Annotated in this window: 22 protein-coding genes and 1 tRNA gene; 11 read left to right on the top strand and 12 right to left on the bottom strand. The window is 75.1% G+C overall.

The features are described 5' to 3' along the window. Window positions 1-51 precede the first annotated feature (51 nt). From ACFQ46_RS19805 to galU, 5 genes are all read right to left on the bottom strand, one after another. Window positions 52-654 (bottom strand): GNAT family N-acetyltransferase, encoded by a 603-nt coding sequence (locus tag ACFQ46_RS19805; RefSeq protein ID WP_380157728.1) that lies wholly within the window; start codon window positions 652-654, stop codon window positions 52-54. Further along, window positions 651-1,151 carry a MogA/MoaB family molybdenum cofactor biosynthesis protein gene (locus ACFQ46_RS19800; RefSeq protein ID WP_328295141.1) on the bottom strand — a complete coding sequence of 167 codons (501 nt, stop codon included), beginning with the start codon at window positions 1,149-1,151 and terminating at the stop codon, window positions 651-653. The genes ACFQ46_RS19805 and ACFQ46_RS19800 overlap by 4 nt, the downstream gene beginning before the upstream one ends. Continuing rightward, complete coding sequence (gene moaC / locus ACFQ46_RS19795) at window positions 1,144-1,617, bottom strand: cyclic pyranopterin monophosphate synthase MoaC (protein ID WP_380261276.1); 474 nt, start codon at window positions 1,615-1,617, stop codon at window positions 1,144-1,146. The genes ACFQ46_RS19800 and moaC overlap by 8 nt, the downstream gene beginning before the upstream one ends. Next, window positions 1,617-2,897, bottom strand: a complete 1,281-nt coding sequence (glp, locus tag ACFQ46_RS19790) for a gephyrin-like molybdotransferase Glp (RefSeq protein WP_380261274.1) — start codon at window positions 2,895-2,897, stop codon at window positions 1,617-1,619. The genes moaC and glp overlap by 1 nt, the downstream gene beginning before the upstream one ends. Before the next feature lie 79 nt (window positions 2,898-2,976). After that, window positions 2,977-3,909 (bottom strand): UTP--glucose-1-phosphate uridylyltransferase GalU, encoded by a 933-nt coding sequence (gene galU / locus ACFQ46_RS19785; RefSeq protein ID WP_380261272.1) that lies wholly within the window; start codon window positions 3,907-3,909, stop codon window positions 2,977-2,979. A gap of 168 nt (window positions 3,910-4,077) precedes the next feature. Here galU and ACFQ46_RS19780 point away from each other — a divergent pair, with 168 nt between their 5' ends. The 6 genes from ACFQ46_RS19780 (at window position 4,078) to ACFQ46_RS19755 (ending at window position 11,539) form a co-directional block, all read left to right on the top strand. After that, window positions 4,078-4,713, top strand: coding sequence for a 5-formyltetrahydrofolate cyclo-ligase (locus ACFQ46_RS19780; protein ID WP_380261270.1), 636 nt, complete (start codon window positions 4,078-4,080; stop codon window positions 4,711-4,713). Between the two features lie 89 nt (window positions 4,714-4,802). Continuing rightward, on the top strand, window positions 4,803-5,771 hold the full coding sequence (locus ACFQ46_RS19775) for a glycosyltransferase family 2 protein (protein ID WP_380261268.1): 969 nt from the start codon (window positions 4,803-4,805) through the stop codon (window positions 5,769-5,771). A gap of 39 nt (window positions 5,772-5,810) precedes the next feature. Further along, complete coding sequence (locus ACFQ46_RS19770; protein WP_380261266.1) at window positions 5,811-7,304, top strand: potassium/proton antiporter; 1,494 nt, start codon at window positions 5,811-5,813, stop codon at window positions 7,302-7,304. 21 nt (window positions 7,305-7,325) lie between these two features. Further along, the gene (locus ACFQ46_RS19765; protein ID WP_380261264.1) at window positions 7,326-10,286 is read left to right on the top strand and encodes a phosphodiester glycosidase family protein; all 2,961 of its coding nucleotides are present in this window, start codon (window positions 7,326-7,328) and stop codon (window positions 10,284-10,286) included. Window positions 10,287-10,371: 85 nt separating this feature from the next. Beyond that, window positions 10,372-10,737 carry an FmdB family zinc ribbon protein gene (locus ACFQ46_RS19760; protein WP_380261262.1) on the top strand — a complete coding sequence of 122 codons (366 nt, stop codon included), beginning with the start codon at window positions 10,372-10,374 and terminating at the stop codon, window positions 10,735-10,737. A gap of 97 nt (window positions 10,738-10,834) precedes the next feature. Then, window positions 10,835-11,539, top strand: a complete 705-nt coding sequence (locus ACFQ46_RS19755; RefSeq protein ID WP_380261260.1) for an SAF domain-containing protein — start codon at window positions 10,835-10,837, stop codon at window positions 11,537-11,539. A gap of 8 nt (window positions 11,540-11,547) precedes the next feature. Here ACFQ46_RS19755 and ACFQ46_RS19750 read toward each other — a convergent pair whose 3' ends face one another. The 4 genes from ACFQ46_RS19750 to ACFQ46_RS19735 all read right to left on the bottom strand — a co-directional run bounded on the left by ACFQ46_RS19750 (window position 11,548) and on the right by ACFQ46_RS19735 (window position 19,402). Further along, on the bottom strand, window positions 11,548-13,635 hold the full coding sequence (locus tag ACFQ46_RS19750; protein WP_380261258.1) for a putative bifunctional diguanylate cyclase/phosphodiesterase: 2,088 nt from the start codon (window positions 13,633-13,635) through the stop codon (window positions 11,548-11,550). Window positions 13,636-13,878: 243 nt separating this feature from the next. Beyond that, the gene (locus ACFQ46_RS19745) at window positions 13,879-14,070 is read right to left on the bottom strand and encodes a hypothetical protein (protein WP_380261256.1); all 192 of its coding nucleotides are present in this window, start codon (window positions 14,068-14,070) and stop codon (window positions 13,879-13,881) included. Next, window positions 14,067-17,747, bottom strand: a complete 3,681-nt coding sequence (locus ACFQ46_RS19740; protein WP_380261254.1) for a hypothetical protein — start codon at window positions 17,745-17,747, stop codon at window positions 14,067-14,069. Before ACFQ46_RS19740 ends, ACFQ46_RS19745 begins: the two co-directional genes overlap by 4 nt. Before the next feature lie 35 nt (window positions 17,748-17,782). Further along, entirely contained in the window at window positions 17,783-19,402 is a 1,620-nt protein-coding gene (locus tag ACFQ46_RS19735) for a PP2C family protein-serine/threonine phosphatase (protein ID WP_380261252.1), read from the bottom strand. A gap of 217 nt (window positions 19,403-19,619) precedes the next feature. Between ACFQ46_RS19735 and ACFQ46_RS19730 the strand changes: the two genes are divergently transcribed. After that, window positions 19,620-20,378, top strand: coding sequence for a histidine phosphatase family protein (locus tag ACFQ46_RS19730; protein ID WP_380261250.1), 759 nt, complete (start codon window positions 19,620-19,622; stop codon window positions 20,376-20,378). Then, entirely contained in the window at window positions 20,378-21,277 is a 900-nt protein-coding gene (locus tag ACFQ46_RS19725; protein ID WP_380261248.1) for an NAD(P)H-hydrate dehydratase, read from the top strand. Before ACFQ46_RS19730 ends, ACFQ46_RS19725 begins: the two co-directional genes overlap by 1 nt. On the opposite strand, the gene ACFQ46_RS19720 is transcribed toward ACFQ46_RS19725, so the two are convergent. After that, window positions 21,274-21,699 carry a hypothetical protein gene (locus ACFQ46_RS19720; RefSeq protein WP_380261246.1) on the bottom strand — a complete coding sequence of 142 codons (426 nt, stop codon included), beginning with the start codon at window positions 21,697-21,699 and terminating at the stop codon, window positions 21,274-21,276. The genes ACFQ46_RS19725 and ACFQ46_RS19720 overlap by 4 nt on opposite strands. A gap of 285 nt (window positions 21,700-21,984) precedes the next feature. Between ACFQ46_RS19720 and ACFQ46_RS19715 the strand changes: the two genes are divergently transcribed. Further along, a tRNA-Arg gene (locus tag ACFQ46_RS19715) sits at window positions 21,985-22,057 on the top strand. A 52-nt stretch (window positions 22,058-22,109) separates the two neighbouring features. Here the strand turns inward: ACFQ46_RS19715 and ACFQ46_RS19710 are convergent. Further along, complete coding sequence (locus ACFQ46_RS19710; protein WP_380261244.1) at window positions 22,110-22,667, bottom strand: hypothetical protein; 558 nt, start codon at window positions 22,665-22,667, stop codon at window positions 22,110-22,112. Between the two features lie 182 nt (window positions 22,668-22,849). On the opposite strand from ACFQ46_RS19710, the gene ACFQ46_RS19705 reads away from it, so the two are divergent. Then, window positions 22,850-25,327: a hypothetical protein gene (locus ACFQ46_RS19705; protein ID WP_380261242.1), complete on the top strand. Its 2,478-nt coding sequence runs from the start codon at window positions 22,850-22,852 to the stop codon at window positions 25,325-25,327. A gap of 79 nt (window positions 25,328-25,406) precedes the next feature. Beyond that, window positions 25,407-25,877, top strand: coding sequence for a hypothetical protein (locus ACFQ46_RS19700; RefSeq protein ID WP_380261240.1), 471 nt, complete (start codon window positions 25,407-25,409; stop codon window positions 25,875-25,877). Between the two features lie 142 nt (window positions 25,878-26,019). On the opposite strand, the gene ACFQ46_RS19695 is transcribed toward ACFQ46_RS19700, so the two are convergent. Further along, window positions 26,020-26,256 (bottom strand): hypothetical protein, encoded by a 237-nt coding sequence (locus ACFQ46_RS19695; protein ID WP_380261238.1) that lies wholly within the window; start codon window positions 26,254-26,256, stop codon window positions 26,020-26,022. Window positions 26,257-26,314 lie beyond the last annotated feature (58 nt).

Raw genomic sequence — 26,314 nt, 5'->3', positions numbered from 1 at the left:
GTGGAGTTGCCGCGGAGGTGCGCGGCACCGTCCAACAGCCCCGCGCACGACTCAGTGGCGGGCCCCGCGCGAGGACCGGTAGCGGTTCAGCAGACCCTCCGGCACCTCCTCCGCGGTCATCGCGAACGTCCGGTGGTCGCGCCAGGAACCGTCGATGTGCAGGAACGCCTTGCGCAGTCCCTCGTCGCGCATCCCCAGCTTCTCCGCCACCCGCAGCGACGCCGCGTTCTCGGGCCGGATGTTCACCTCGATCCGGTGCAGCCGAAGGGCTCTGAAGCAGTGGTCCCCGACCAGGGCGAGGGCGATCGGGATGGTTCCGCGCCCCGCGACGCGCTGGTCGATCCAGTACCCGACGTGCGCGGAACGCAGCGACCCCCAGGTGATCCCGGAGACGGTGATCTGACCGACGAGGTTCCCGTCGAGTTCCACGACGAAGGGCAGCATCCGTCCGGCGCGGGCCTCGCGGGAGAAACCCCGGACCATCTGCGGGAACGTCGGCGCCGGCCCGCTGCCCTCGGGGCTCGTGGCCTCCCAGGGCCGCAGCCAGGAGGCGTTCGCGGCGCGGACCCGGCGCCACGTCGAGGCGTCACCACGGCGCAGCGGTCGCAGGCGGACGGCCCCCTCGCGCAGTTCGACGGGCCAGGTCGGGGTCACCGGGTTCCGCCGGGAGGGGTGTGGTCCCCACCGTGCAGCTGGTCGACGGCGTGCACGAGGAAACCCTGCAGCACCGCGACACCGTCCTTGCAGCCGCCGGGCGAGCCCGGCAGGTTCACCACGAACGTCCGGCCGGCGACGCCCGCGATCCCCCGCGACAGCACCGAGGTCGCGATCCCGTGGGCCACCCCGTAGGCCCGGATCGCCTCCGGCACACCGGGAACCTCGTAGTCCAGGACACGTCGCGTCCGTTCGGGCGTCAGGTCGAGCGGGCTCAGCCCCGTCCCGCCGTTGGTGACGACGACGTCGTACCCGGCGGCCACCGCGTCCCGCAGGGCCTCCTCGACGGGGTCGCCGTCGGGGACGACGAGCGGCCCGTCGACGAGGAACCCGCTCTCCCGCAGCCCTTCGACGACGATCGGGCCGGACCGGTCGGAGTAGACCCCGGCCGAGGCGCGGTTGGAGACGGTGACGACGAGTGCCCTGGCCTCAGTCATCGACGCTCCAGTCCCCCGACCGTCCACCGCTCTTGGCGGTGACCCGGACGCCGTCGAGGACGGTCCGCCGGTCGACGGCCTTGACCATGTCCACGAACGTCAGCCCCGCGACGACGACGCAGGTCAGCGCTTCCATCTCGATCCCCGTCCGGTCCGCGGTGCGCACGGCGGCGGTGATCCGCACCCCGTCCGACCGGGGGGTGATGTCGACCTCGACCGCGTGCACGGCAACAGGATGCGCCAACGGGATGAGTTCGGGGGTGCGTTTGGCCGCTTGGAGTCCCGCGATCCGGGCGACGGCCAGGGCGTCGCCCTTGGGCAGACCGCCTTCGGCGATGAGGTCGAGCACGGCCCGCGAGCAGCGGACGAACCCTTCGGCGCGGGCCTCGCGGGCCGTGACGGGTTTGGCGGAGACGTCGACCATGCGCGCGTGCCCCGCGTCGTCGAGGTGGGTGAGACGGTCCATCAGGCCATCCTTCCCGGCGCCTCGGGCGCTCCGGGCAACGGCCCGAGGAGGACGCACTCGACCTCGTCACCGACCTCGACGACGGAGGTGCCGACCGGGACGACGACGAGGCACGTCGCACGGGCCAGCCCGGTCACCAGGTGCGAACCGTGACCGGAGACGGGCTCGACCACGAAGCGCCCCTCGGCGTCGCGGGTCCAGGCCGCGCGCACGTACTGCTCCTTGCCCGGGGGCGAGGTCCAGCGCGCCCCGGCCACGGCCCGCACGTGGGGCCGTTCGTGGTCGGGCCCCTCGGCCCCCAGCATGCGCCGCAACGCAGGACGGACGAACACCTCGAAGGAGACGAAGGAGCTGACCGGGTTGCCGGGCAGGGTGAAGACGGGGACGGCGTGCTCGCCGAGCGTCCCGCAGCCCTGCGGCATCCCGGGCTGCATGCCGACCCGGTCGAAGCGGACGGAGTGCTCCCCGGGCGCGGAGAGCACCTCCTTGACGGTGTCGTAGGCGCCTTCGCTGACCCCGCCGGAGGTGACGATCACGTCGGCGCGCACGAGCTGGTCGTCGAGGACGGAGGCCAGTTCGCGGGCGTCGTCGGAGACGACCCCGACCCGGTAGGCCAGCGCGCCCACCTCCTCCGCCGCCGCGGTCAGCAGGTAGCCGTTGGCGTCGTGCAGCTGCCCACGGGCCAGCGCCGTACCGGGTTCCACGACCTCGGTGCCGGTCGAGACGACCACCACCCGCGGCCGCGGGCGGACGCGCACCCGGGCCCGCCCGAGCGCGGCGAGGACGCCGATGTGGCGGGGTTCCAGCCGCGTCCCGGCCTCCAGGACGAGCGTCCCGGCGACGACGTCCTCGCCGGCGCGACGGATGTGCTGGCCCATCACGGGCACCTGGCGGATCAGCACCTGGCTGACGCCGCGGTCGGTCCACTCCACCGGCACGATCGCCTCGGTGCCCGCGGGGACGGGCGCCCCGGTCATGATCCGGGCGGTCGTCCCGCTCGTCAGGCGCACGGCGTCGGCCCGGCCGGCCGCGATGTCGGAGACCACCGGAAGACCCACCGGGGTCTCCTCCGTCGCGCCCGCGACGTCGCGCAGGCGCACGGCGTAGCCGTCCATGCCGGAGTTGTCGAAGGCGGGCAGCGGACGCGGGCTGACGACGTCCTCGGCCAGCACGCAGCCGAGGGCGTCGCGCAGCGCCAGGTCCAGCGGCGGCAGCGGACGCACCAGGTCCAGGCACGCCGCCCGGTGCGCCGCGACGGTGGTCAGGGTCTCGACACTCACCGCGACAGGTTGTCACGCTCGGACGCCGAGGGCCTGCGGGCGTGCAGGCCCTCGGCAGCCGGGCAGGCCCTCGGTGACGTCAGGCCTGGGTGCTGGCCCCCGCACCCGACGCGACGTACTCGCCGAGCCACTGGCGCAGGTCCGCCCCGATGTCCTTGCGCTCGCTCGCCAGCCGGACGACGGCCTTGATGTAGTCGAGCTTGTCGCCGGTGTCGTAGCGACGGCCGCGGAAGACGACCCCGTGCACGCCGTAGCCGGGGCCCTCGCCCTGGGCCAGGACCTGCAGGGCGTCGGTCAGCTGGATCTCGCCGCCCTTGCCGGGCGCGGTCTCGTGCAGGACCGCGAAGACGGCCGGGTCCAGCAGGTAGCGGCCGATGATGGCGAGGTCGCTGGGGGCCTCCTCCGTCTTCGGCTTCTCGACGAGCCCGGACACCTTCACGACGTCCTCGGTGTCGGTCGGTTCGGCGACCGCGCAGCCGTAGAGGTGGATCTGGTCGTGGGGCACCTCCATGAAGGCGACGACGCTGCCGCCGCGCTCCTCACGGACCTTGATCATGATGTCCAGCAACGGGTCCCGGGCGTCGACGATGTCGTCGCCCAGCAGGACCACGAACGGTTCGTCACCCACGTGCTGCTCGGCGACGAGCACGGCGTGCCCCAGGCCCTTCGGGTCGCCCTGGCGCACGTAGTGCACCTGGGCGAGGTCGGTGGACTCCTGAACCCGGGCCAGCTTGGCCTGGTCGCCCTTGGCCTGGAGGCCGACCTCGAGCTCGACGTTGCGGTCGAAGTGGTCCTCCAGGGACCGCTTGTTGCGGCCCGTGATCATCAGCACGTCCGTGAGGCCCGCACGCACGGCCTCCTCGACGATGTACTGGATGGCCGGGGTGTCGACCACCGGCAGCATCTCCTTGGGCATCGCCTTGGTGGCCGGCAGGAAGCGCGTTCCCTGCCCGGCGGCGGGGATCACGGCCTTGCGAACCGTGCGGCCGGGACGCTCGTCGCGTTCAGTCATGGCCCGGAGGCTACCGCCCGTCCCGGGTCGTGCACTGCCCGCTGCGGTGCTGGGCCGTCGGGGGACGACGCGCGACGCATTCCCTTCTGGCCCGCGGCGAGGCAAACTCAGGGGGAGGACGCCCCGGCGAAACAATCGTCGCGTCGTCCGTGCGAACCAGGAGCCGCCGTGCCCACCACACCCGACACCGGCCACGACCTCGTGATCGACTCGTTGTCCGTCACCGTGGACGTCCTCGAGGTCGAGGCCCGCAAGCGCCGACTGCGCCAGGGGATCCGTTCCCGCCGTCGCGAACGGGACGCCGAGACCGCCCGGACCGTCGACACCGCGGTCGCCCGCGTCCTCGCCGGCTGTCCCCTGCTGGCCGGCGCCCGCCGCATCGCCTGCTACTCCTCGACGACCGGTGAACCCGGGACGAGGACGCTGCTCGCCGAACTCCGGCGCCACGACGTCGAGGTCCTGCTGCCCGTCCTGTTGGAGGACGGCGACCTCGACTGGGAACTGCGCGCGCCGCGTCGCGGAGCCCCCGGTCCGCTGGGCCCGCTGGGCCCGCACGCCGTCGCCTCCGTGGACCTCGTCGTCGTCCCGGCGCTCGCCGTCGACACCGCCGGCCGCCGGCTCGGGCAGGGCGGGGGCAGCTACGACCGGGCGCTGGCGCGGGTGCCCGCGCGGGTGCCGGTGCTGGCCGTCGTGCACGACGACGAACTGCTCGACGCCGCGGTCAGCCCGCTGCCCGTGCTCCCCCACGACCGGCTCGTCCAGGCCGTCGTCACCCCGTCCCGCTGGTTGTGGTTGGCAGCCTGAGACTCCCGGCCCCGGAGCGGTTCGTGGTTCACTGTGCGCGCGTCGACGGTGACCAGACCGATACGGAACGTCAAGAGGAGCGCCTGGCCATGAGTGTGGACGTGTCGATCCTGGTGATCACCTACAACGCCCCCGAGTGGATCGCGCAGTGCCTGGACTCCCTCACGGGCGAGTCCAGGCCGCGGGCCTCCTTCGAGGTCATCGCCTTCGACAACGCCTCGGGCGAGGAGACGAAGCAGCTGCTGCGCGAGCGCGCGGAGACCACCCCCGAGCTGCGCACGCACTTCTCCCCCGACAACCTCGGCTTCGCCGTGGGCGTGAACCGCGCCGCCGAGATGGCCACCGGCCGGACCGTGCTGCTGATGAACCCGGACGCGATGATCAAGCCGGGGGCCGTCGACGCCCTGCTCGCGTTCCTCGACGAGGACCCCACCCGCGGGATCGTCGGCGGCCGCGTCCTCTACCCCGACGGTTCCGTCTCGCTCACGAGCTGCTTCGCGCAACCCTCGCTCTGGAGCTGGTTCTGCTACGCCACCGGGCTCTCGACGGCGTTCAAGCGCAGCTCGCTCTTCGACCCCGAGTCGATGGGCCGCTGGGACCGCGACAGCGTCCGCGACGTCGACATCATCAGCGGCGCCTTCCTCATGGCGACGACGGAGACCTGGCGCGCCCTGGGCGGATTCGACGAGAAGTTCTTCATGTACGGCGAGGACGCCGACCTCAACCGACGTGCGGCCGACGCCGGTTTCCACCCGGCCATCACCCCCGCGGCGGTCGTCGTGCACGCCGGCGGGAAGTCGTCCTCGACCAAGACCGCCAAGCAGCGACTCCTGCTGCGCGGCAAGGCCGAGTACGCGATCAAGCACTGGACGCCGGGGCGGGCCCGGGCCGGCGTCGGGCTGCTGACCGCGGGGGTCGCGCTGCGCTCCGTCGGCGAGGTCGTCCTGCGCCGTGGCGAGACCTGGCGGCCGCTGTGGAACGAACGCGCCGACTGGGGCAAGGGCTGGCCGACCCGGGTCGACCTGACCGGCGACCGGGAACCGAGCACCACCAGCTGATCACCGCCCCGTGCCGCGACCGACGCGCTACGGTGCCGCATGACCCTGGATGAGTTCAGTCGCATCCTGCTGCTGTCCTCCGGGGTCCTCCTCCTCGCCGTCCTCGCCGTCCGGCTCGCCGCCCGGACCGGGCTCCCCTCCCTCCTCCTCTACCTCGCCCTCGGGCTGGTGCTCGGCGAGGACGGGTTGGGGATCCCCTTCGCGGACGCGGAGATCGCCCAGGTCCTGGGCTACGGGGCCCTCGTGCTGATCCTGGCCGAGGGCGGGCTGACGACGCGGTGGTCGACGATCCGCGGCGTCATCGCCCCCGCCGGGGTGCTGGCGACGGGAGGGACGCTCGTCTCGATCGGGGTCGTCGGCTGCGGGGCGCACCTGCTGCTGCACACGGCCTGGCCGGTGTCGTTCCTCATCGGCGCCGTCGTGTCCTCCACCGACGCGGCCGCGGTGTTCTCGGTGCTGCGCACGGTGCCGTTGCCGCGCAGGCTGTCCGGCCTGCTCGAGGCCGAGTCGGGACTCAACGACGCCCCCGTCGTCATCGCCGTGCTGGCCCTCACCGAGGTCGCGGGCGGGCACAGCGAGCACGCCTGGTGGTTCTTCGCCGGCGAGGCGGTCCTCGAACTCGCCCTCGGCACCCTGCTCGGGGTCGGCGTCGGGGCCGCGGGGGCGCTGTTGCTGCGGCGCACCGCGTTGCCGAGTTCCGGGTTGTACCCCGTCGCGGTCCTGGCCCTCACCGTCCTGGCCTTCGCGGTGGCCGACGTGCTGCACGCCTCGGGGTTCCTCGCCACCTACCTGTGCGGTCTGGTGCTGGGCAACGCGCGCCTCCCGCACCGGCACGCGACCCGGGGTTTCGCCGAGGCCTTCGGGTGGCTGGCCCAGATCGGGTTGTTCGTCATGCTCGGCCTGCTGGCCAGCCCCTCCCGGCTCCCCGGCGCCCTCGTCGACGCCCTGCTCGTCGGGCTCGTCCTGACGCTGTTCGCGCGCCCGCTGTCGGTCCTGGTCAGCCTCGTCGGGTTCCGGATGCCCCGGCCGGACCTGGTGTTCCTGTCCTGGGCGGGTCTGCGCGGGGCCGTCCCCGTCGTGCTGGCGACGGTGCCCGTGGTCGCCGGCATCCCCGGCTCCGAGCGGCTGTTCGACCTCGTGCTCGTCCTGGTGGTCGTCTTCACCCTGGTCCAGGCCCCGACGCTGGCCCCCCTGGCCCGGCGGCTCGGGCTGATCTCCGCCACCCCCACGCAGGACCTCGACGTCGAGGTGTCGCCGCTGGGCACCCTGTCCGCGGACGTGGTGCAGGTCCGGGTCGGGCCGGCGTCACGGCTGCACGGCGTGGAGGTGTTCGAGCTGCGGCTGCCGCGCGGGGCCAACGTCAGCCTGGTCGCGCGGGACGGCGCGACCTTCGTGCCCCAGCCGCGCACCGTCCTGCGCCGCGGTGACGACCTGCTGGTGGTCACCGCGACCGCCGAACGGTCGGCGGTGGAGGAACGGCTGCAGGCGATCAGCCGGCACGGGAAGCTCGCCGACTGGCACCACAGAGAGTGACTACTTGACTACAGTCGAGTGATGCGCGCCCTCCGCAACGTCGCCGTCGGTGTGTGCACCACCCTCCTCGGGGCTCTGCTCACCACCGCGGCCGCCGCACCGGCGCTCGCCGACCCCCTCGACCCCGTCGACTCCGTCGAGGTCTCGGCGGAGCAGCAGAGCATCGCCCCCGGGGTGAGCCTCGAACGCCGCACGACCCTCGACGCCACCGGCCCCGTCCGCAGCTCCCTGCTGCGCCTGAGCGCGGGCTCCACCACGACACCGCGGTTGCTCCAGCAGGACCTCTCCTCCCCCCGGACCCCCGCCGACCTCGCCAGCGCCGCCGGCGCGGTCGCCGCCGTCAACGGTGACTTCTTCGACATCGACCGCACCGGTACGCCGGACGGACCCGTGGTCCTCGACGGCACACCGCTCAAGGCCGACGCCCAGCCGCAGACCGCGGTCGGCGTCGACGCCGGCGCGAGCGGCTGGGTCGGCCGCCTCGGTCAGGTCCTGCTGCAGGGCAGCGCATCGCTCGGCGGCCGGACCTTCCCGCTGGTCGCCCTCGGGACCCGGACCGTCCCGACCGACTCCCTCGCCCTCTTCACCCCGGCCTGGGGCAGCGGCGACCGCGCCCTCACCGCGCCCACCGGGATCGAGCTGGAGGTCCGGTCGGGCCGGGTCAGCGCGGTCCGCCCCCCCGGCCCGACACCCGTCCCGGGCGACGGGTTCGTCCTCGTCGCCACCGGCACGGTCGCCACCGCCCTGGCCGGGACCGCGCTCGGCACCCCCGCCACGACCGAGCTGCAGGTCCGCGACGACGCGCTCACCCCTGGCTCCCGCGGGTTCGCTCTCGGCGCCCGCCTCGAACTCGTGCGCGACGGGGCGGTTGCGGCGATCGACACGATGGACCCGACCTGGGCGGCCCTGCGCGCCCGGACCGCGATCGGGTGGAGCGCGGGCGGGGACCTGCTGCTCCTGACGATCGACGGCGGCACCTCCCGCTCGCGCGGGGTGACCGCCGTCGAGACCGCGCAGCGGATGGTCCAGGCCGGCGCCCGCGGTGCCGTCATGCTCGACGGCGGCGGTTCCGCCCAGCTCGTCGCCCGCCGACCGGGCGAGACGGGAGTCAGCGAGGTGGCCGTCCCCTCCGACGGCGCTGCGCGTCCCGTCGCGAACGCCATCGGCCTGGTGCCGGCCGCGGCGGCGCCCGTCGCCGCTTCGATCGTGCTGCGCGGCAACGGGTCCCCGACCCGCCTGTTCCCCGGTCTGACCGGTCTCGTGGCGGCGGTCCCGGTGAACTCCGCGGGCGCCCCCGTCCCCGGGACCCCGGTCGTGACCAGCACGGACGGCGCGGTCGCCACGGTCGAGGGGTCCCGGGTCCGCGGCACCGCACCGGGCCTGTCCTCCCTGCACGCCTCCCTCGGCGGCGCGGTCGGGTCCCTCGACGTCGAGGTCCTGGACCCCCTGCGCCGGGTGGACCTCGAGACGCCGACGGTCCTCGACGGCCCCGGGGCCGGCGCCGACGTGACCCTCGTGGGCCGCGACGCCGAAGGCCGCTCGGCACCGCTCAGCGCCGCCGACGTCACCGTCGCCACCGACCCCGCCGCGCTGCGGGCCGACCCCCTCCCCGACGGTCGACTGCGGCTGACGGCCCTGGCCGCCGGCCCCACGAGCGTCGAGCTGCGGCTGAGCGCCGCGGGGCTCACCTCGACCGCGAGGGTCGGGGTCGGCACCCGTCCCGTCCTGCTGGACGCGCTCGACGACCCCGCGGGCTGGATGCCGAGCGCGACCCGGGCGACCGCCTCGCTGCGCCGGGTCGACGTCCCCGATCTCCCGGGCGTGCGGGCGGCGCTGCGCCTGGACTACGACTTCACCGGACAGCCGGCGGGGACGAGCACGGCGGCCCTAGTGGCGCGGACCCCGCTGCCGCTGCCGAGCGGCAGCCGCGAGGTCGTCCTGCAGGTCAGGGGGGACGGGCAGGGCGGCTGGCTGCGCGGGCAGCTCGTGGTCGACGGTGCGCTCCGACCGGTCACCTTCGCCTCCCGCGTGGACTTCACCGGGTGGCGGACCGTGCGCGTCCCGGTCCCGGCGGGAGCCCGCTCGGTCGCCCTGGAACGGATCTACCTCGCCCAGACCTCGGTGGCCGCGCGCCGGGCGGGATCGCTCGACGTCGCGGCCCTGCAGGCCACGGTGCCGCCGGTCGCCACCACCGGAACGGGCGCACCGGACCCGGCACTCGGACCGCTGGCGGCCACCGGCCCCCGGACCGCCCGGGTCGCGGTGGTCTCGGGCACGTCGGTGAGCGCGGCCCGTCCCTCCTCCGCGGAGCACCTCGCGGGCGAACTCCGCCGCGTGGTCGCCGCCGGCGCGCAACGGATCGTGCTCGCCGGTGACGTCGTCGGCTCGGCGGCCGCCCCCGGGACGGCCCAGGACGTCGACCTCGTGCGGGCCGTACTGGCCCGGAGCCTGCCGCCGACGGTGTCCTGGACCTGGACCGCCGGCGACGGTGAGGTCGGGACGCCGGCGGCGGGCGGGCTCTCCTCGGCGGGACCGCCCGCCACCGCCGTCGACGTGGCGGGGACGCGCTTCGTGAGCGTGGCCACGCGGGCGGGCACGATCCGCGGCGCTGAGGCCCACGCCCTGACCCGGGTGCGCGACGACCTCGCGGCGGCGGGCGCGGCCTCGCGCAGCGTCGTGCTCGTGAGCGCCGGTCCCCTCACCGACCCCGACGAGTCGGTGCTGCTGGGGCGGTGGACGGAGGCGCTGCGGGCTCGCGGTGTGCGGGTCGCCGTCGTCGAGGGTGGCGCCCCCGCAGGGGTCCGGCGCGAGGAGGAGGTCCTGCGGGTGGGGACGGCGAACGCCGCGGTGCTCTCGGTCGCCGCGGACCAGGCCGGCCTCCCCGCGACGGCGCGGGCGGCGGCTCCGGGCACCGACGACGGCTGGTTGCGGCTCCAGCCCTCGGGTCCGCTGGTCGACCGGTACGAGCGAGACGTGCGCTGAGCTCCACGGGAGCCCCGCGCGCCGAGTACCATTGGCACTCGAACTCCCCGAGTGCCAGCCGGGGTCCAGGAGCTACGGAGACAGCGTGCCCACCTACGCCTACGCCTGCCAGTCGTGCGGACACTCCTTCGAGGTCCGCCAGTCCTTCAGCGACGACACCCTGACGGTCTGCCCCGAGTGCTCCGGTCAGCTGCGGAAGCTGTTCAACAACGTCGGGATCGTGTTCAAGGGGTCCGGTTTCTACCGCAACGACTCTCGGAGTTCGTCCACGTCCTCGGAGAGCTCGTCCAGCAGCAGCACGCCCAAGGAGTCGACCGGCTCGAGCACGCCGTCGTCGAGCTCCACCAGCACGAGCTCCACCAGCACCGGTACCGGCAGCTCCAGCACCAGCAGCTCCGGCTCCAGCAGCTCGTCGGGCAGCTCGAGCAGCGGGTCGAGCTCCGCCGCCTGAGTCACCGCGGTCTGCACAGGCCCGCCGCGGCGGTCGTCGTCCACAGCCGACCGCCGGCGGGTCCTGTCGCGTCCGGGCCCGGACCTAGCGTCCGCTCATGCCCTCGACCACGTTCCGCCCGGCCGTCACCACGCCGGACCCGCCCGCCGAGCGCGCCGAGGGGCCCCGCGCCCGCCGCCGGCGTCGCCTGACCCGGCGGTGGCTGGCCGCGGGTCTCGTCGCGGCGGCGGGCGGGATCGCCGTCACCACCCTCGCTCCTCCCGCCCCCACGACGGTCACGGCCCTCGTGGCCGCCCGGGACCTGCCGGTGGGTGCGCTGCTCGGACCCTCCGACGTCCGCAGCGTGCAGCGACCGGCGGACACCCTGCCCGGCGGGCTCCTCACCCCGTCGGGGGCGAGCGGGGCCGTGCTCGCGAGCGCCGTCCGCACCGGTGAGGTGCTCACCGACACCCGGACCGCGCAGGCCTCGCTGCTGGTCGCCCAGCCGGCCGGGACCCTGGCCGTGACCGTGGACGTCGGCGACCCGGCGCTGCTGGCCGGGTTGGGGCCCGGGGTGCACGTGGACGTCCTGGCCCGCACCGAGGACCCGGTCACGGGTGCGGCGACGGGGGCCGAGCGCATCGCGAGCGACGTGGTGGTGCTGCGGGTGCCGACCGCCTCGGCGGGTGACGGGCTGCTGGGCGGGTCCTCGACGGGGACGCCGGGAACGGGGACGAGCGTGCTGGTCGCGGTCGAGGCGGCGACGGCGACGCGGTTGACGGCGGCGGCGGGTCGGACCGTCGTCGCGGTGCGTGGCGCGTGAGGGCCCGCTCAGGACTCCAGGGCCAGCGGCGAACGTGCGGGAACGACGGCACCGGTGGGTTCGGGTACCCGGCGGCGCAGCATCCGGAGGACGTCGTCGGCCGACATGGGGTCCCCGACGTGCTCGCCCTGGGCGATGTGGCAGCCGAGGTCGGCGAGGACCTGCTGGGTGGGGGCGTCGGCGACGCCTTCCGCGACGACGCGCAGGCCGAGCTCACGGGCCATGAGGATCGTCGAGCGCACGATGACGCCGCGGGCGTGGTCGACGGTCATCCCGGTGACGAAGCTGCGGTCGATCTTCAGCTCGTCGACGTCGAGGTCGGTCAGGTAGGTGAGCGAGCACTGGCCGGTGCCGTAGTCGTCGACGGCGACACCGCAGCCCAGCGCTCGCAGGCGGCGCACCACGGCCCCGGCCCGTTCGGGGTCGGAGACGATCCCGGTCTCGGTGACCTCGAGGACGAGCGCGGAGGCGTCGACGCCGTGGCGGTGCAGCGCCCCCGCGACGAGGGCGAGGAGGTCGTGGTCGGTGAGGAGGCGGGCGGAGAGGTTGACCGACACGGTCGGGCTGAACCCTGCGGCGCGCCAGCGCGCCACGTCGGCCAGCGCCTGGTCGAGGACGACGGCGGTCACGTCGGCGACGAGCCCGGACTGCTCGGCGAGCGGGATGAACCGGTCGGGGGCGACGGCCCCGAGCTCGGGGTGCTGCCACCGGACGAGGGCCTCGGCCCCGACGACGACCCCGGTGCGCGGGTCGATCTGCGGTTGGTAGCGGACGTAGAGCTCACCGCGGTCGACGGCGCGGCCGAGGTCCCCGAGGAGTCGCAGCCGCTCGATGCTGTTGACGTCGTGCCGGCCCGCGTAGGTGCGGTACCGGCCGCGGACCTCCTTGGCCTGGTAGAGCGCGACGTCGGCGCTCTTGAGCAGCGAGGGCGCGTTCGTCCCGTGCTCGGGGGCCAGGGCGACGCCGACGCTCGCGGGGAGCAGGACCTGCAGGTCGCCCACCCGCAGCGGCCGGGACATGTCCTCGACGACGGCCGCGGCGAGCGCCTCGGCGTCGGCCGCGGCGACGACCAGCAGACCGAACTCGTCGCCACCGAGGCGGGCGACGACGGCGTCGGAGGGGGCCAGGGCGACGAGGCGTTCCGCGACCTCGCGCAGCAGCGCGTCGCCGACGGGGTGGCCGAGGGTGTCGTTGACGTCCTTGAAGTGGTCGAGGTCGACGACGAGCAGGCCCGGGCCACCGCGGGCGCCGCCTCCGACCCCGCGCAACGCGCGGGCCGTGCAGGTGAGCAGGGCCTCGCGGTCGGGCAGGCCGGTGAGGTCGTCGACCATGGCGCGTCGTTCGTGGCGCCGGGCGAGCACCGCGCTGACGAGCAGGACGCCGAGGGGGACGCAGACGAGCAGCAGCAGCCAGGGCCCGCCCTCGGCGCTGACGGCGAGCACGGGGGCCGAGGCGATCACGGCCAGCGACAGCAGCGCGCCCGAGGCCGAGCCGGTGCGCAGCGGTCGGCGGGGAGGGCGGGTGAGGACCCGACGGGCGAGCAGCCCGACGAGGCCCTGCGCGGCGAGTCCGGCAGCCCCGCCGGCGAGGACGGCAGGCCACTGCTCGGGCGATCGGAGCGTGGTCCCCGAGGCGGTGTCGGCTCCCACCAGCGCGCCGATGACGACGTGGCAGACCAGGACGCCGACCACGGAGGTGGCGATCCCGGTGACGAGGGCCCGCGACCCTCGGCCTCGGCGCACGTCGCGCACCAGCGCGGGGACGGCACGGACGGCCAGGGCGAGGGACAACGGCCCGAGGGCGACGAGGGCGACGAGGAAGCCCCAGGAGACGGGCAGCGCGTCGGCGCCGCCGGTGCGGCGGGTGACCGAGCGGGACTCCGCGACCAGGACGACGAGGGCGAGCACGAAGGAGAAGGCGGACGCGTGCCAGGGGGCCGGAGAGCGCGACCCGAGGAGGAGGGCCGTGAGGACCACGGCGAGGGCCAGCACGACGACGACCGCGTCCAGGGCCCCGGCCGGCACCCCGGCGGCGGGACGGCCGGGGGGGACGGGGACCGGACGTGGGGCCACGAGGGTGGCCGACGAGCGCTGCATCCTCCACCTTCCGCCGCCCTCGAGGGACCGTCCACGTGTCGTGGTCGTCCCCCGTCCGGGGGACACCGGTCGAGGTTCCGCGCCCATGATGGGTGCAGGCGGGCACTGCGCAGAAGTCCCGGAGACGGTCGAATCCCAACTTTCGACCCAGAGTCATTCTGGTTGAGCGCGCAGTCATCCACAGTTGTCAGACAGCAAGTGGATGATCACTCGCTGTGCGTTCGCGCAGCGACGAGCGTGCTGTCAGTCCCAGTGCGGAGGGCGCTGCGAGAGGTACCAGTCGTCGTCGAAGCCGCCGCCGGACCGCTCGCCCCAGCCCTCGTCGCGGTCGTCGCCGGAACGTTCGTCCTCCAGCAGCGCCTCCCGCGGCTCCGCGGGCACCTCGGGTGCGGTGGGCTCGAGGGACTCGGTGGGCTCGCCGTCGCGCGGGATCACGACGCGTCCCGCGCGACGTCCTCGACACCCGCGGCGAGGTCGAACTCCACGCCCGGGTCCGTGACGTCGACGACCCAGGGCAGGTCGTGTCCCGTGTCGGCGAGCGCCTCGCGCCAGAGCCGGGCGATCCGGTCGGCCTCGGCGTCGACGTCGGCGAAGACGTCGGACTCCAGGACCCGGACGTAGCGCCACCCGCGACGCTCGAACTCCGTCGGCCCGTCGACCTCGCGGTCCAGCAGACCGGCCGCGGCCCACGCCGGGTCGTCGACCTCGACCACGAGCCCCGGACCCACCCCGGCCCGGGCGCGCTGGTCGCGCACGACCATCGCCAGCCGGCGGGAGGCCCCGACCCCGCACTCCACGGGCAACCCGAGGGCCCGGCACGCGGCGGCGAGCGAGCGCACGAGGGCCGAGGCGCCGGGACGCTCGAGCGGTTCGGGGTACTCCTCCCAGGACAGCGCGAGGCGGGCGAGCATCCGACGGGCCTGGGTGGCGACGTCGTCGGCGCCCTGTTCGGCCGACCAGCCGGAGTCGTCGAGCACGAGGGTGGTGCGCAGCCGGGGACGGGTCAGCGCCATCCAGACCTGCGCGCGGCCGGCGACGGGGTCGCCCGCCACGCCGAGACCCGCGCCGTTGAGGACGGCGTCGGCGACGACGAGCACGTGGTCGCGCCGCTCCCCCGCCCAGCGGGCCGGGGTCGCGACGAGCAGCGCCTCCCGCCCGACGGCCAGCGGGAGTCCCTCGGCGAGGGCGCGGCGACGAACGGCGTCGGCGAGGAGTTCCGCACCGGCCGCGTCCGGGACGACGATCCCGAGGGACTCCTCGGGGTGGGCGCGCAGCGCGGCGAGGGCCCGGTCGGCGACGAGGTCCACGAGCGCGTCAGGACCGCGGCGCGCACCGGGCGGACGGTGCGAGGTGCGGGCCACGGCCCGGGCGTCGAGCCCGGGTCCGGGCAACGAGACCTCCTGCACTGCAGCCAGTCCCGCGGGGACGTCGTGGAGGAGACCGTCGTCGAGGAGGGCGTGCTGGCGGTCGAGCTGCAGGGTGGGGAGCAACCCTTCGGTGTCGGCGAAGAAGCTGGCCCTGCTGGCCTGCGGCTCGTCCTGACGTTCCGACGCCGTGAGGACGTCGGCCGGACCGGGCAGCGCGGGGTCGCCGACGACGAGCAGCCGGCGGCCGCGGGAGAGCGCGGGTAGGACGGCGGCCGTGGTGGTGGCCTGGGCGCCGAGGACGACCAGCAGGTCGGTCTCCTCGACGCGGTCGGCCAGCGCGGCGACCCCGGCCGCGGACATCGCCGTGACCGGCAGGACCTCGTCGTCGGAGGTGCTGCGGGCGTCGAGCGCGGAGCGCACCGCGGCGGCACGCAGGCCCCGTCCGGCGACGGCGGCGAGCTGCAGCTCGTAGCGGGCCCGGCGCAGCGATCCCGCCTCCCCCGTCCCGACGAGCGGGTCGGTCATGGAGATCGTGTCGAGGATCCCGGCCCACCAGGCCGCCTCCACCTCGGAGGGCAGGTGCAGGCTGCCGGGTCCCGCCCAGCGCACCTCGAGGTCCTCGAGCAGCCCGCCCCAGCCCGCGGCGGTGAGTTCCTCGAGGAGCACGGTGCGCCGGGGCAGCGTGTCCAGGGCCGCGGCGTCGGCGACGAGACGGCGCAGCAGCGCCGTCAGCTCGGGGAGCTGGACCTCGAGGAGGGAGTCCGCGCCGAGCTCGGCCCAGGAACGGGGCGGCAGGACCTCGGCGAGGGCCTCCAGCTCGTGACGGAGGCCGTCGACGGCCGCCACCAGGGCGTCCAGGTCGGCCGGCACCGCGGGCGGGTTGTCCCGCACGCACGCGCGTTGCCAGCGCATCCGCTGGCTGCGGGCCTGCTGCAGCCAGTCGTGCAGCGTCGCCCAGTCCCCGGCGGTCACGTCGGGCCGGAGCATGGCCCGGGCCGCCCGGCGCAACCGCCACCGGGTCAGCAGCCCCAGGCGGACCTCGTGCTCGCGTCGCCACTGCGGCGTCGCCGTCGCCGCGGCGACGTCCCCCAGGGACTGCGCGAAGATCTCGGGCCCGAACCGGCCGATGGTCGTGCGGACGCCGTCGAGCAGGTCGGTGCGTTCCGCCGCCTCGGACACCGAGGACGCCCCCCGCAGACCGGCGGCGTCGCAGACGGTGGCGAGCAGGGCGCGCACCGAGGGCAGCCGGATCCCGACGAGCCCGTCGACGCGGGCCAGCGCCTGCGCGGCCGTCTCGTCGCTGCGCAGCCGGGCTCCGACCCAGGGCGTGCTGCCCGGCCCGACGGTGAACGCGCCGAGGTCGACGGCCTCCTCGAGGACGCTCGACCAGCGCGTCACGTCCTCGCGGGAGCACGCGGCGAGGTCCTCACCCCGCAGCCGACGGGAGGTCGTCGGCGGGACGTCGCGCTCGCCGAGAGCGACGAGCGACTCCATGGCCTCGTGGACGCTGACCCCCCACGGGGCGCGGGGACGGTGCATGGCCTGGGCGTGGTCCTCCAGCGCCCGGGCGGGGCCGGCGACGTCGGGCAGCGCACCGGAGGGACGCTCGATGGCGTTGCGGGCCGCGACCTCGCGGCGGGCGGCGGCGACCTGGTCGCGGGCGTCGGTCTCGCCGGCCCGGGGGTCGAGGTCGGCCACGAGGTGCAGCACGAGCCGTCCGAAGCCGTTGTCGCGCAGGCGTTCGTCGATCGCGCGACGGTCGGCGGCGGAGTCGGCCACGAGCAGCACGCGCGCCCCCGCGGCGACGGTCGCGGCGATGACGGCCGCCGCGACCTGGGTGGCCCCCGTGCCCGTCGGGGCGTGCAGGCGCAGGTCGCCGCCGGCGAGCACCGCGTCGACGGCGCGCCGCTGGGCGGGGTCGAGGGCGATGCCGATCTCGTCGGCGGGGACGACGACGGCCCGGGGGTCGTCCTCCGGGGGCTCGACGGGCCGCCCGGCGGCGAGCGCCGAGACGATCCGGTGGTCGCGCACCACGGCGCCACGGCGGCGCAGGTCGGCCAGCAGGTCGGCGCCGGGGTCCGCGAAGGTGGCGAGCACCAACCGGCGCTCCACCCGCAGCCCGGTGGTGCCCGCGAGCTGACGGCGCAGTTCGTCCATGGCGGGGTTGGGGTCGAAGCCCCAGTGCGCGCCGACGGCGGAGGCGATGCGGCGGGTGTCGAGCGCGATGCCGAGCTCGTCGCGGACGACGCGGACGAGGACGGGGTTGACGATCACCTCGGGGACCAGCTGGACGACGAAGTCGTCGAGGGCCTCCGTCGAGGGGGTCACCGTGCAGCGGCGCAGCAGGACGGGCGTGCGACGTGGGGTGCGCAGGACCGGGACGGACCCTTCGGCCAGTTCCTCGGCGCTGCTCTCCCCCGCCAGCGACCACCCCACCGTGCCGACGGCGACGGCGAGCGAGCGGGTGCCGCGCTGGGCGAGGAGCGCCCCGGCGACGCGGTGGGTGGTCCGGGCCCGGCGGCGGGCCTCGGCGAAGGCACCGGCCTCGCGCACGAGGCTGGACAGCGGGGCGGGACCGCCGGCGAGCAGCTGGGCGAGTCCGGAGGGGTGGGCGGTGGTGAGGTCGAGCACGGCGTCGGTGCCGACGGGGCAGTCCAGCAGACCGGACGTGCCGCCGAGGACCTCGGCCTCCGCCCACCAGCGCCGACGTGTCGAGTCGGGGCCGATCGCGGGGGAAGGTGTCACAGACCAACGATAGGCGTCCGCACGCCGTGATCCGCTCAGGCGCGGGGCTCGTGCGTGCCGTCGCGCATGGCCGGGACGCCCGCGGACGTGAGCACGGACCCGCGGGAGAGCGCCACCAGCGTGACGTCGTCGCGCGCCCGGCCGCCGCTGTAGCGACGGGCCACGTCGAGGGCCTCGTCGACGAGGGCCTGCGGGGTCAGCTCCGGCAGCTCCCCCAACGCCGCGAGGACCCCTTCGATGCCGAGCTCCACCGTGCTGCCGGTGGGCCGGGCCTCGGTGAGGCCGTCGGTGAAGACGACGAGCAACGAGCCCGGGGCCATGGACGCCGTCTCGGTGTGCCAGCTGCCGGGGACGTCCAGGTGCAGCCAGGACAGCAGCGGACCGGTGGGTTCGAGTTCGGTGACCACGCGCACCCCGCCGTCGACGGAGTCGTCGCGGCGCAGCACCAGGGGCGCGGGGTGCCCGGCGTTGGCGTAGCGGACGGTGCCGGAGTCGGGGTCGACGACCACGACGACGCAGCTGGCGAACCGCTCGGCCTCGTCGGAGAAGACGCGTGCGGCCATGGCCAGCGCGAGGTCGGGTTCGGGTGAGAGGTGCAGGGCCGCCTCGAGCAGCCGCTTCAGCTGGATGGCGACGATCCCGGCGCGCGCCCCGTGGCCGGAGACGTCGGCGACGACGACGGCGAAGCGGCCGTCGGGCAGCGGGAGCACGTCGTACCAGTCGCCGGCGAGCAGCCCCTCGGCCGGGCGCAACGCGGCGGCGGAGGACCAGCCGACGACGACGGGCAGTTCGTGGGCGCTCAGCTGGTCGCGGACCTCGGCGACCAGCGGCTGCCCCTGCTGGAGGGCCTCCCGGGCGGAGACCGCGTCGGCGAGTTCGTCGAGGATCCGCTTGCGCATCATCTCCGCGGACGCGGCGACGGCGGCGAGTTCGGGCGGGCCGGGCAGCGCGATGGGCGTCTGCAGGTCCCCCTCCCCCACCTTCACCAGCTGCTCGGACAGCGAGCCGAGGGGGTGGATCACCCAGCGCCGCACCAGGTACAGCGCCAGCGGCACGAGGAGCAGGGCGATGGCGGCGACGAGGAACTGGACGTAGCGGAACTGGTTGCGCTCACCCCGGACCTCCTGGAGCGCGGTGGACCGCCGGTCGTCGAGCGTCGTGCGCAGCGCCTCGAGATCCTTGTAGAGCGTCGAGAAGGCCGACGCGGCCGGTGCGTTGACGATCGAGTTGCTGAGCTCCGTCACGTCCGAGCCCTGCTTGAACTTGGCCTGTCTGTCGATCACCTGACGCCACTGGGCCGCCTGGTCCAGGACGACCGCGAGCTGCCGGGGCGCGTCGTCCCCCAGGGTCGGCATCTGCTCGTTCCGCAGGTCGGAGACGAGGACGGCCCGGTCGCGGTCGTACTTCTCCAGCGCGCTCTCACGGTCTGCCGTCCGACGCGCGAAGCTCGCGGTGTCGGAGGTGATGTAGAGCTGGTGGGCCGTCTGGGCGGCGACGAGGTCGTCCTGGAAGGCGCTGACCCGGGTGCGGAAGCCGCCCTCGAACTCGCTCTCCACGGGGCGGCCCTGCGACTGCGACTCCACGGCCGAGGCGATGAGGCTCCACGCGAGGACGAGCGTCAGCACGAGCACGACGACGAGGAACGACAGCCCCATGACAGACACCCGTCGCTGCAGCGACGTCCGCGTCATGAGGCGGTGCCACGTCCTCGTCACGGCTACCCCCTCGCCCGGCCCGGTGACGGTGACGATCACCGCCGCGGGTGGGTCACACCTTGTCATCCCCGGCCCCGTTCCCGTCATCCCCGTCCACCGGAGGGGTCAGAGCCGTCCTCGGGAGGCAGCGGGGCGCGGGGCGGGTGAGGGTGGAGCCGTGATCGCTCCAGACCGCCCCTGGCCCACCGAACTCGTCCTCGTCCGTCACGGGCAGTCCACGGGGAACCTCGCCGACGCGCACGCCTACGCGACGCGCTCCGAGGTGGTGGACATCGCCGAGCGGGACGCCGACGTCCCGCTCTCCCCCCTCGGTCGCGCCCAGGCGCAGGCCGTCGGCCACTGGCTGGCGACGGCGTCGGACGCTCCCTCGCCGCCGGAGGTCGTGGTCTGCTCGCCCTACGAGCGGGCCCACCACACGGCGCTCGCCATCGTCGACGCGGCGCGGGAGGCGGGCCACGACGTGGCGACCCCGCGGACCGACGAGCGGCTGCGGGAACGCGACCTCGGCTGGTGGGACGGGCTGACCGGCGCCGGGGTCCGGGCCCGCTTCCCCGAGGAGGCGGCCCGCAGGCAGCGGATCGGGAAGTTCTACTACCGGCCGCCGGGCGGTGAGAGCTGGTGCGACGTGGCGCTGCGGGTCCGCAGCGTCCTGTCCTCGCTGCGCGAGGAGCACCCGGGCCGGCGGGTCCTCCTGGTGTCCCACCAGGCGGTGATCATGAACTTCCGGCTGGTGCTGGAGGGTCTCGACGAGCGCAGCCTGCTGGCGATCGACGCGGAGCAGCCGCTGGCCAACTGCTCGGTGACCTCCTACGCGGCCGGTCCCGGCGGTCTGGAGCTGCGGGCGGCGGGTGACACGCGGGCCGTCGCGGACGTGAAGGTGACCGATGACGATGTCGACGACGAACCGAGGTCCTGATGAGCAACGTGTCCGACCGGGCTGTGACGGTGACCTCCGCGGTCCTGCGCGAGTGGCCGCTACCGCCGCCCGGCACCGGGAAGGAGTCCCGCGGTAGGACGGTCGTGGTCGGTGGCAGCACGCGGACCCCGGGTGCGGTCCTGCTGGCCGCGGAGTCGGCCCTGCGGTGCGGGGCGGGGAAGCTGCAGGTCGCGACAACGACGACGACGGCCGCCCCGATGGGGATCGCCCTCCCGGAGGCGCTGGTGCTGCCCCTGCCCGAGACGGCGGAGGGCGGGATCGACCCGGCGTGCGGAGCCGAGGGTGGTGAGCTGTCCGAGCTCGTCGAAGGGGCCCACGCGGCGTTGCTGGGGGTCGGGGCGATCGGCGAGGAGGACGTGCGGTCGCTGTTGTCGCAGCTCGTCCCCCGGCTGCGCACCGTCGTCGTCCTCGACGCTCTGGGGTTGGCGCCGGTGACCGCGGACGTCACCTTCCTGCACCACCTGGAGGGTGGCGCGGTGCTGACCCCGAACCTGTCGGAGCTGGCGATCGTGCTGGACGCCGAGCCCGAGGAGGTGGAGCGGGACGTGGCCGGGGCGACGGTCGAGCTCGCCCGTCGCAGTCGGTGCGCCGTGGCGGCCGGGGGCGGGGAGTCGTGGATCGCGGCTCCCGACGGCCGGTGCTGGCGCGACGCCTCCGGCGGTGCCGGTCTCGGGGTGTCCGGGTCCGGTGACGTCCTCTCGGGGATCGTCACCGGGTTGTGCGCGCGGGGCGCGGACCCGGTCCAGGCGGCCGTGTGGGCCGCTCACCTGCACGGACGTGCGGGTGACCGGTTGGCCAGCTCGGTGGGCCGTCTCGGGTTCCTCGCCCGCGAGCTGCCGGCGCAGGTGCCGCCGGTCCTCGCGGAGATCGAGGTCTAGGCGAGCAGCGCGGCGGCGCTGGGGACCAGGTCGTTCAGCGGGATGTCGAGGCGCCAGCTGGTGGAGGACCGGATGTCGCAGGCGCGGGGGTCGCCTTCGGCGGCGTTCCACGTCTGCGGCTGCGCGGTGACCTTCCACGCGTCCGCCCCCTGCTGGCGGGCGCGGGCGGCGAGGGCGGTGTCGCCGGACGCGGTGGCCGCGGAGGCGATCACGTCGACGGCGCGACCGAGCGAGCGGGCGTCGTAGAAGGCGATGGTGCAGCCGGTCTCGACGACGGTGGTCGAGACCAGGATGCAGCCCGACTCCTGGAGGGCGGCGTCGAGGGCGGCGACGGCGGCCTGCTGGCGGGGGGCGCGGCGCTGAGCGGGGACGTCACCGCGAAGGGTGGCGCGCGAGTCGTTGCGGAGCTGGGTGGCGGGCATTTCCGGTTACTCCTCGGTTGACGACATCGACCTGGTGCCGGAGTCCCCGTCGACTCGTTACCGACAACCAGTGAGGCCATCGGTCGCTGTTCTGTACGACTTGAGTCTAGGCACCTGTTCGGGGCAGCGGTGACCACGGGGGCACCGGGAGCCCTCTGCGTTCGCTTGCAGCGCAAGAGGTTTCCAACGACGCTCTGTCGTAGTTCGACGAGGTCGGACGCAGTGGGGCGCGGTCCCGGAACCACGCCGCGGCGCGCGGCCCCTCCCCCGGTAGGCTTGCCCCGCGCCCCCATAGCTCAGGGGATAGAGCATCGGTTTCCTAAACCGTGTGTCGCAGGTTCGAATCCTGCTGGGGGCACCTGGTCCGTGATCGCCGTGCGGTCACCCGGCGCGCCCCGGTCCCCCGGGGCTCAGAGGGACCCGCCGCGGGCATCGCGCCGCTCCCCCGGGAGCCGGGGGCTCCGCTTCCCCGTCGTGATGAGTTCGAGGAGCTTCGGCGTGTAGGGGACGCCGTGCGCCTCGGCGGCCCGCCGCAGCAGCGCCACGGTCTCCGCGGCGCCGCGTCCGAAGACGGGCAGGCTCGCGATCTGCGCCGGCGCGTTCGGCCCCGGGGTGTCGTAGGCCCCGCCGCGCAGGCGCAGGACCGGACCGCTGCCGGCGTAGGGCCAGGTCGTCGTCGACCAGGACACCTCGAGCACCTCGGCCCACGGGTAGGAGGTCTCCCCGCCTCGGCGGACGACGACGACGGCCTCCCCCTCCAACCGGACCCGGTCGGCGCGGTGGACCAGCACCGACCAGACGACGCAGAGAGCGGCCACGGCGACGTAGCCGCCGACGTAGCCGAGGACCCCCGCGGCTCCCCACGGGTTCCACCAGGCCAGCACCCCGACCACGACGAGGGCCCCGACCGCGGTCACCACCGCACGTCGGATCCCGACGGCCCCCAGGACGACCGGTTCCTCCTCCACCCCGACATCCTCCGCGAGGTCTCGGCCGATCGCCCCCGTGGGTCACGGGAGGATGGGTGGGTGCTCCACAGCCCACCTCCGCCGATGGGCCGGCGGGCGTGGTGCGGGCCGTCGACGGTTTCAGCGGCCCTGGTCGACGCCCGCACGAGCCGTGACCCCGCTCCGCCCGGTACTTTCCGAACGTGAGCTCCGACCCGTACGCCCCCCACGTCCCGAACGCCGCCCTGCACACCCAGCTGCTGGACGCGCTGCGCAGCGACGCGGCGGTCCCCGTGCTGCGCGTGCAGGACGAGGGACCGGACGCTGCGTCCTGGTTCGACCTGCTCCCCGAGAGCGCGACGTCCCGGCACAGCCGCGCGGTGGGGGCCGTCCTGGGCGGCGGGCCGGTGGCCGTCGACGCGGGCGAGGAGGCGGCCGCGTTCGTCGCCGGGCTGCTGGCGGTGCTGCTCGCCCACGGCGCTGACGTCGGCCTCCTCGCCGGCTCCTCCGCCGCGCGGGTCGGCGCCGAGGTGTCGGCGCTCGGTGTCCCGCTGCTGGACGGGGTGACCCCGGCTCCGCTGCCCGTCGCGGTCGAGGACGACCCGCAACGCTGGGCCGCGCTGGTCTCGGAGCTGGAACAGCGCGCGGACCGACCCGGCGAGCCGGTGGCGGACGGTGCCCCGAGCCTCTTCGAGGCGGTGGCCGAACTCGTCGCCCTCCGGGCCCAGCACGTGCACCCGCCGCTGCAGCCGGGGGCGGCGACGTGGTCCGCGAGCGCCCGGGAGGACGTCGCGGAGGCCCTGCGGGGCGGGACGGGCGCACCGGCGGACCCGCTCGCCGGGCGCTCCGAGGACGAGGTCGCCGCGGTCACGGCGCTCCCCGCCCAGCTGCGGGACCTGACCTCGCTGACCGAGCGTCTGGTGCTCGACCTGGCCTGGCACCGGCCCCGGACCCTCGCCGACCTCGACCGCGCCCTGGAACTGCTCGGCCGCGTCGAGGCGGCCCGGAGCACCTACCTGCCGGCGGCGTTCCGCACCGACCTGGCCCGGGCCCGTGAGGTCCTGACCCGCCCGCAGCGCTCCTTCCTGAGCAGCGAGGAACGTGACCGCCGCCGCGAGGTGAAGCGCCTCGCCGGCCTGCGTCACGACGGTGCGTTCGGGGTGGCCGACGTCGACGCGCTGCAGGTGCTGCAGGACGCGTGGGCCGAACAGTCCTCGGGCACACCGGCCACCTGGCCCGTCCGCCCCGACCTCGCCCGCCAGGTCGAACTCGTCCGCCGGTCGCTGCGCACGGCGGCGGGCGCGCTCCCCGGGGTCCCCGCCGACCTGGCCGAGTTCGAGGTGGCGGAGTTCGTCCCCCTGGCCGAGCAGGCCGAGTCCCTGACGAACACCCCGGTCCGCGAGCCGCTGCCGATCGGTGCCCCCGAGCTCGACGAACTCCGTTCAGCGCTGCCCACGGGCGCCTCCGCGGCCGACGTCGAGCAGCTGGTCCGCGCGGTGTGGCTGCGAGCGCTCACCGAGGAACGGACCACCGGACCCTCCGTCGACCCGGGGCGGGACCTCCGCGAGCTGGCGACGGGGCGGCGGACCCGTGCCGCCGAGGATCTGAGGGCGTCCGTCACCGAGGGCACCGTCCGCCCGGCCCGCACCGCGACACCCGATGGCGGGTACGACGTCCTGGTCGTGGTGGACGCGCAGGAGTTCGAGACCGCGCGCGTGCTGGACCTGGCCGGTCGAGCCCGTCAACTGGTCGTGGTCCACTCGACCGGCGCGACGGACCCGGGTTCCGCCTGGACCCGGACGGTCCGCTCGGTGGAACCCCACGAACTCGGGTGGCCGGCGGCCGTCGCCACCCCCGCGATCGAGACCTTCCGCGAGTCCCTGGCCGCGGCGTTGCGCGGCACGGTGGCGGTCACCACGGGTGAGGTGGTGGCCGGTCGCGTCGTCGACCTGGTCGTGGCCGCACGCGCCGGCGAACTCCCCGCCCTCGCCGTCGACCTCGACGGTCCCGCGTACGCTGCGCTGGCGACGGTGCGCGACCGCGAGATCGCCCGCCCCGCCCGACTGGCGGGTGCACGCGTGGGCCACCTCACGGTCCCTGCGCTCGACTGGTTCCGGGATCCGCGCGGGACGACCCGCAGGATCACCGACGCCCTCGCCCGGTTCACCGACCTGGACCGCACCCGAGAAGAACCCGTTGTCGTCGAAGAACCCGCCGTCGTCGAAGAACCCGCCGTCGTCGAAGAACCCGCCGTCGTCGAAGAACCCGCCGTCGTCGAAGAACCCGCCGTCGTCGAAGAACCCGCCGTCGTCGAAGAACCCGCCGTCGTCGAAGAACCCGCCGAACTCGAAGAACCCGCCGAACTCGAAGAACCCGCCGAACTCGAGCTGCCCAAGGGTCTCGGTTCCGCCGCGGACGCCGAGACGAGGGTCGCGGAGTTCCTCGCCGGCCTGAACGGCGGGCACCCCAACGTGGACCAGACCCCGCCCGCGGTCGTCGACGCCGCGGTCGCCCTGACGTTCGCCCGCCTGGGACTGGAGGTGCAGGAGCAGGCGCTGCTCGACGGCGCGATGGACGTCATCGGTTTCCGTCGCCGCGGGATCAAGGTCATCCGGGCGTTCAAGGAATCGGTGCAGCGGAGCAAGAAGCGCATGCGTGGTGCGGGGCTCAAGATCAACTGATCGCCACCTGTCCCACCCGGGACGTGGAGGTCCTCGTCGTCGGTGCGGTCGCGGCCGGGCCGACCTCGAGACCGCGACGGTGAGGTCGGAGGCGGACCGGGTCGTGACGGCCGGGCAGTTCGAGGGGCAGGTCGCCGACGCCGGGGCCTCCACGGACGTCATCGACGAGAAGGCGCTCGCGGCGACGACGGCCGGCTCGACCCACGAGATCGCCACGACGGTGGCGACGGTCCGGGCCGACGCCCACGCCGTGCTCCGCGGCCTGCGCGCCGTGCCGGCACCCGTCGGCGGGACCGACGAGATCGCCGCCGCGGTCGACGGTGCCCGCCAGACGGGTGATCTCGCGGCCACCGCGGAGCGGCGCCGGGTCTCGCGGTTCCCCTGTCCGCCGGACGTCGTGCTGCGCGTCGAGGGCCGGGAGAACCCCGCGAAGGCGCTGGACCTGGGGCTCGGAGGCGCGTGGGTCACCACCGCGTCGACCCAGCGCGTCGGGGTCGGTACCCGCGTCGTCGTGCACTGGCCCCACCGTCGACCTCCGCGGGCGCCGTGACCAGGGTCAGGACCGTGCCGGTGGTCACGACCTCGGCATCGTGTTCGACGTCCCCGCCACGGCGGCGCCCGCGGGTCTCGTCGCGGTCGTGGACGGTCTGCGGTCCCGCGTGGACGCGGTTCCGGCCCGCTGACCTGCGCCGTCAGTCCAGGAGCCCGGCCTCCCGGGCGAGCCCGACCGCGGCCTGCGTGGAGGTGACGGACGCCTTCCCCCGGGCCGAGGCGAGCGTGGCGCCGACCTGGGCCAGGGTGGTCCGCCGGTGCTCCGCGACGACGCTCGCGGGGAGTCCCCGGGCCACGGCGCGCAGGACGTCCACCTCGTCGGCCGTCCACGACGCGACGCGCGACGCGGCCGCTTCGCGGCTGATCCGATCGTCCACCACTGCTCCGCCTCCTCCACGAGCCCCTGCGGCTCGACGTCTCCTCCGGTCTTCGAAG

This window comes from Kineococcus sp. GCM10028916 (genome assembly GCF_042674865.1).
Lineage (GTDB): Bacteria > Actinomycetota > Actinomycetes > Actinomycetales > Kineococcaceae > Kineococcus.
This window is presented reverse-complemented; position numbering and strand designations above follow the sequence as displayed.

Coding starts and splice junctions, on each gene's coding strand:
- ACFQ46_RS19800 (WP_328295141.1), bottom strand. CDS start 1,151: ATGACTGAGGCCAGGGCACTCGTCGTCACCGTCTCCAACCGCGCCTCG.
- moaC (WP_380261276.1), bottom strand. CDS start 1,617: ATGGACCGTCTCACCCACCTCGACGACGCGGGGCACGCGCGCATGGTC.
- galU (WP_380261272.1), bottom strand. CDS start 3,909: ATGACTGAACGCGACGAGCGTCCCGGCCGCACGGTTCGCAAGGCCGTG.
- ACFQ46_RS19775 (WP_380261268.1), top strand. CDS start 4,803: ATGAGTGTGGACGTGTCGATCCTGGTGATCACCTACAACGCCCCCGAG.
- ACFQ46_RS19770 (WP_380261266.1), top strand. CDS start 5,811: ATGACCCTGGATGAGTTCAGTCGCATCCTGCTGCTGTCCTCCGGGGTC.
- ACFQ46_RS19765 (WP_380261264.1), top strand. CDS start 7,326: ATGCGCGCCCTCCGCAACGTCGCCGTCGGTGTGTGCACCACCCTCCTC.
- ACFQ46_RS19755 (WP_380261260.1), top strand. CDS start 10,835: ATGCCCTCGACCACGTTCCGCCCGGCCGTCACCACGCCGGACCCGCCC.
- ACFQ46_RS19750 (WP_380261258.1), bottom strand. CDS start 13,635: ATGCAGCGCTCGTCGGCCACCCTCGTGGCCCCACGTCCGGTCCCCGTC.
- ACFQ46_RS19735 (WP_380261252.1), bottom strand. CDS start 19,402: ATGGGGCTGTCGTTCCTCGTCGTCGTGCTCGTGCTGACGCTCGTCCTC.
- ACFQ46_RS19725 (WP_380261248.1), top strand. CDS start 20,378: ATGAGCAACGTGTCCGACCGGGCTGTGACGGTGACCTCCGCGGTCCTG.
- ACFQ46_RS19720 (WP_380261246.1), bottom strand. CDS start 21,699: ATGCCCGCCACCCAGCTCCGCAACGACTCGCGCGCCACCCTTCGCGGT.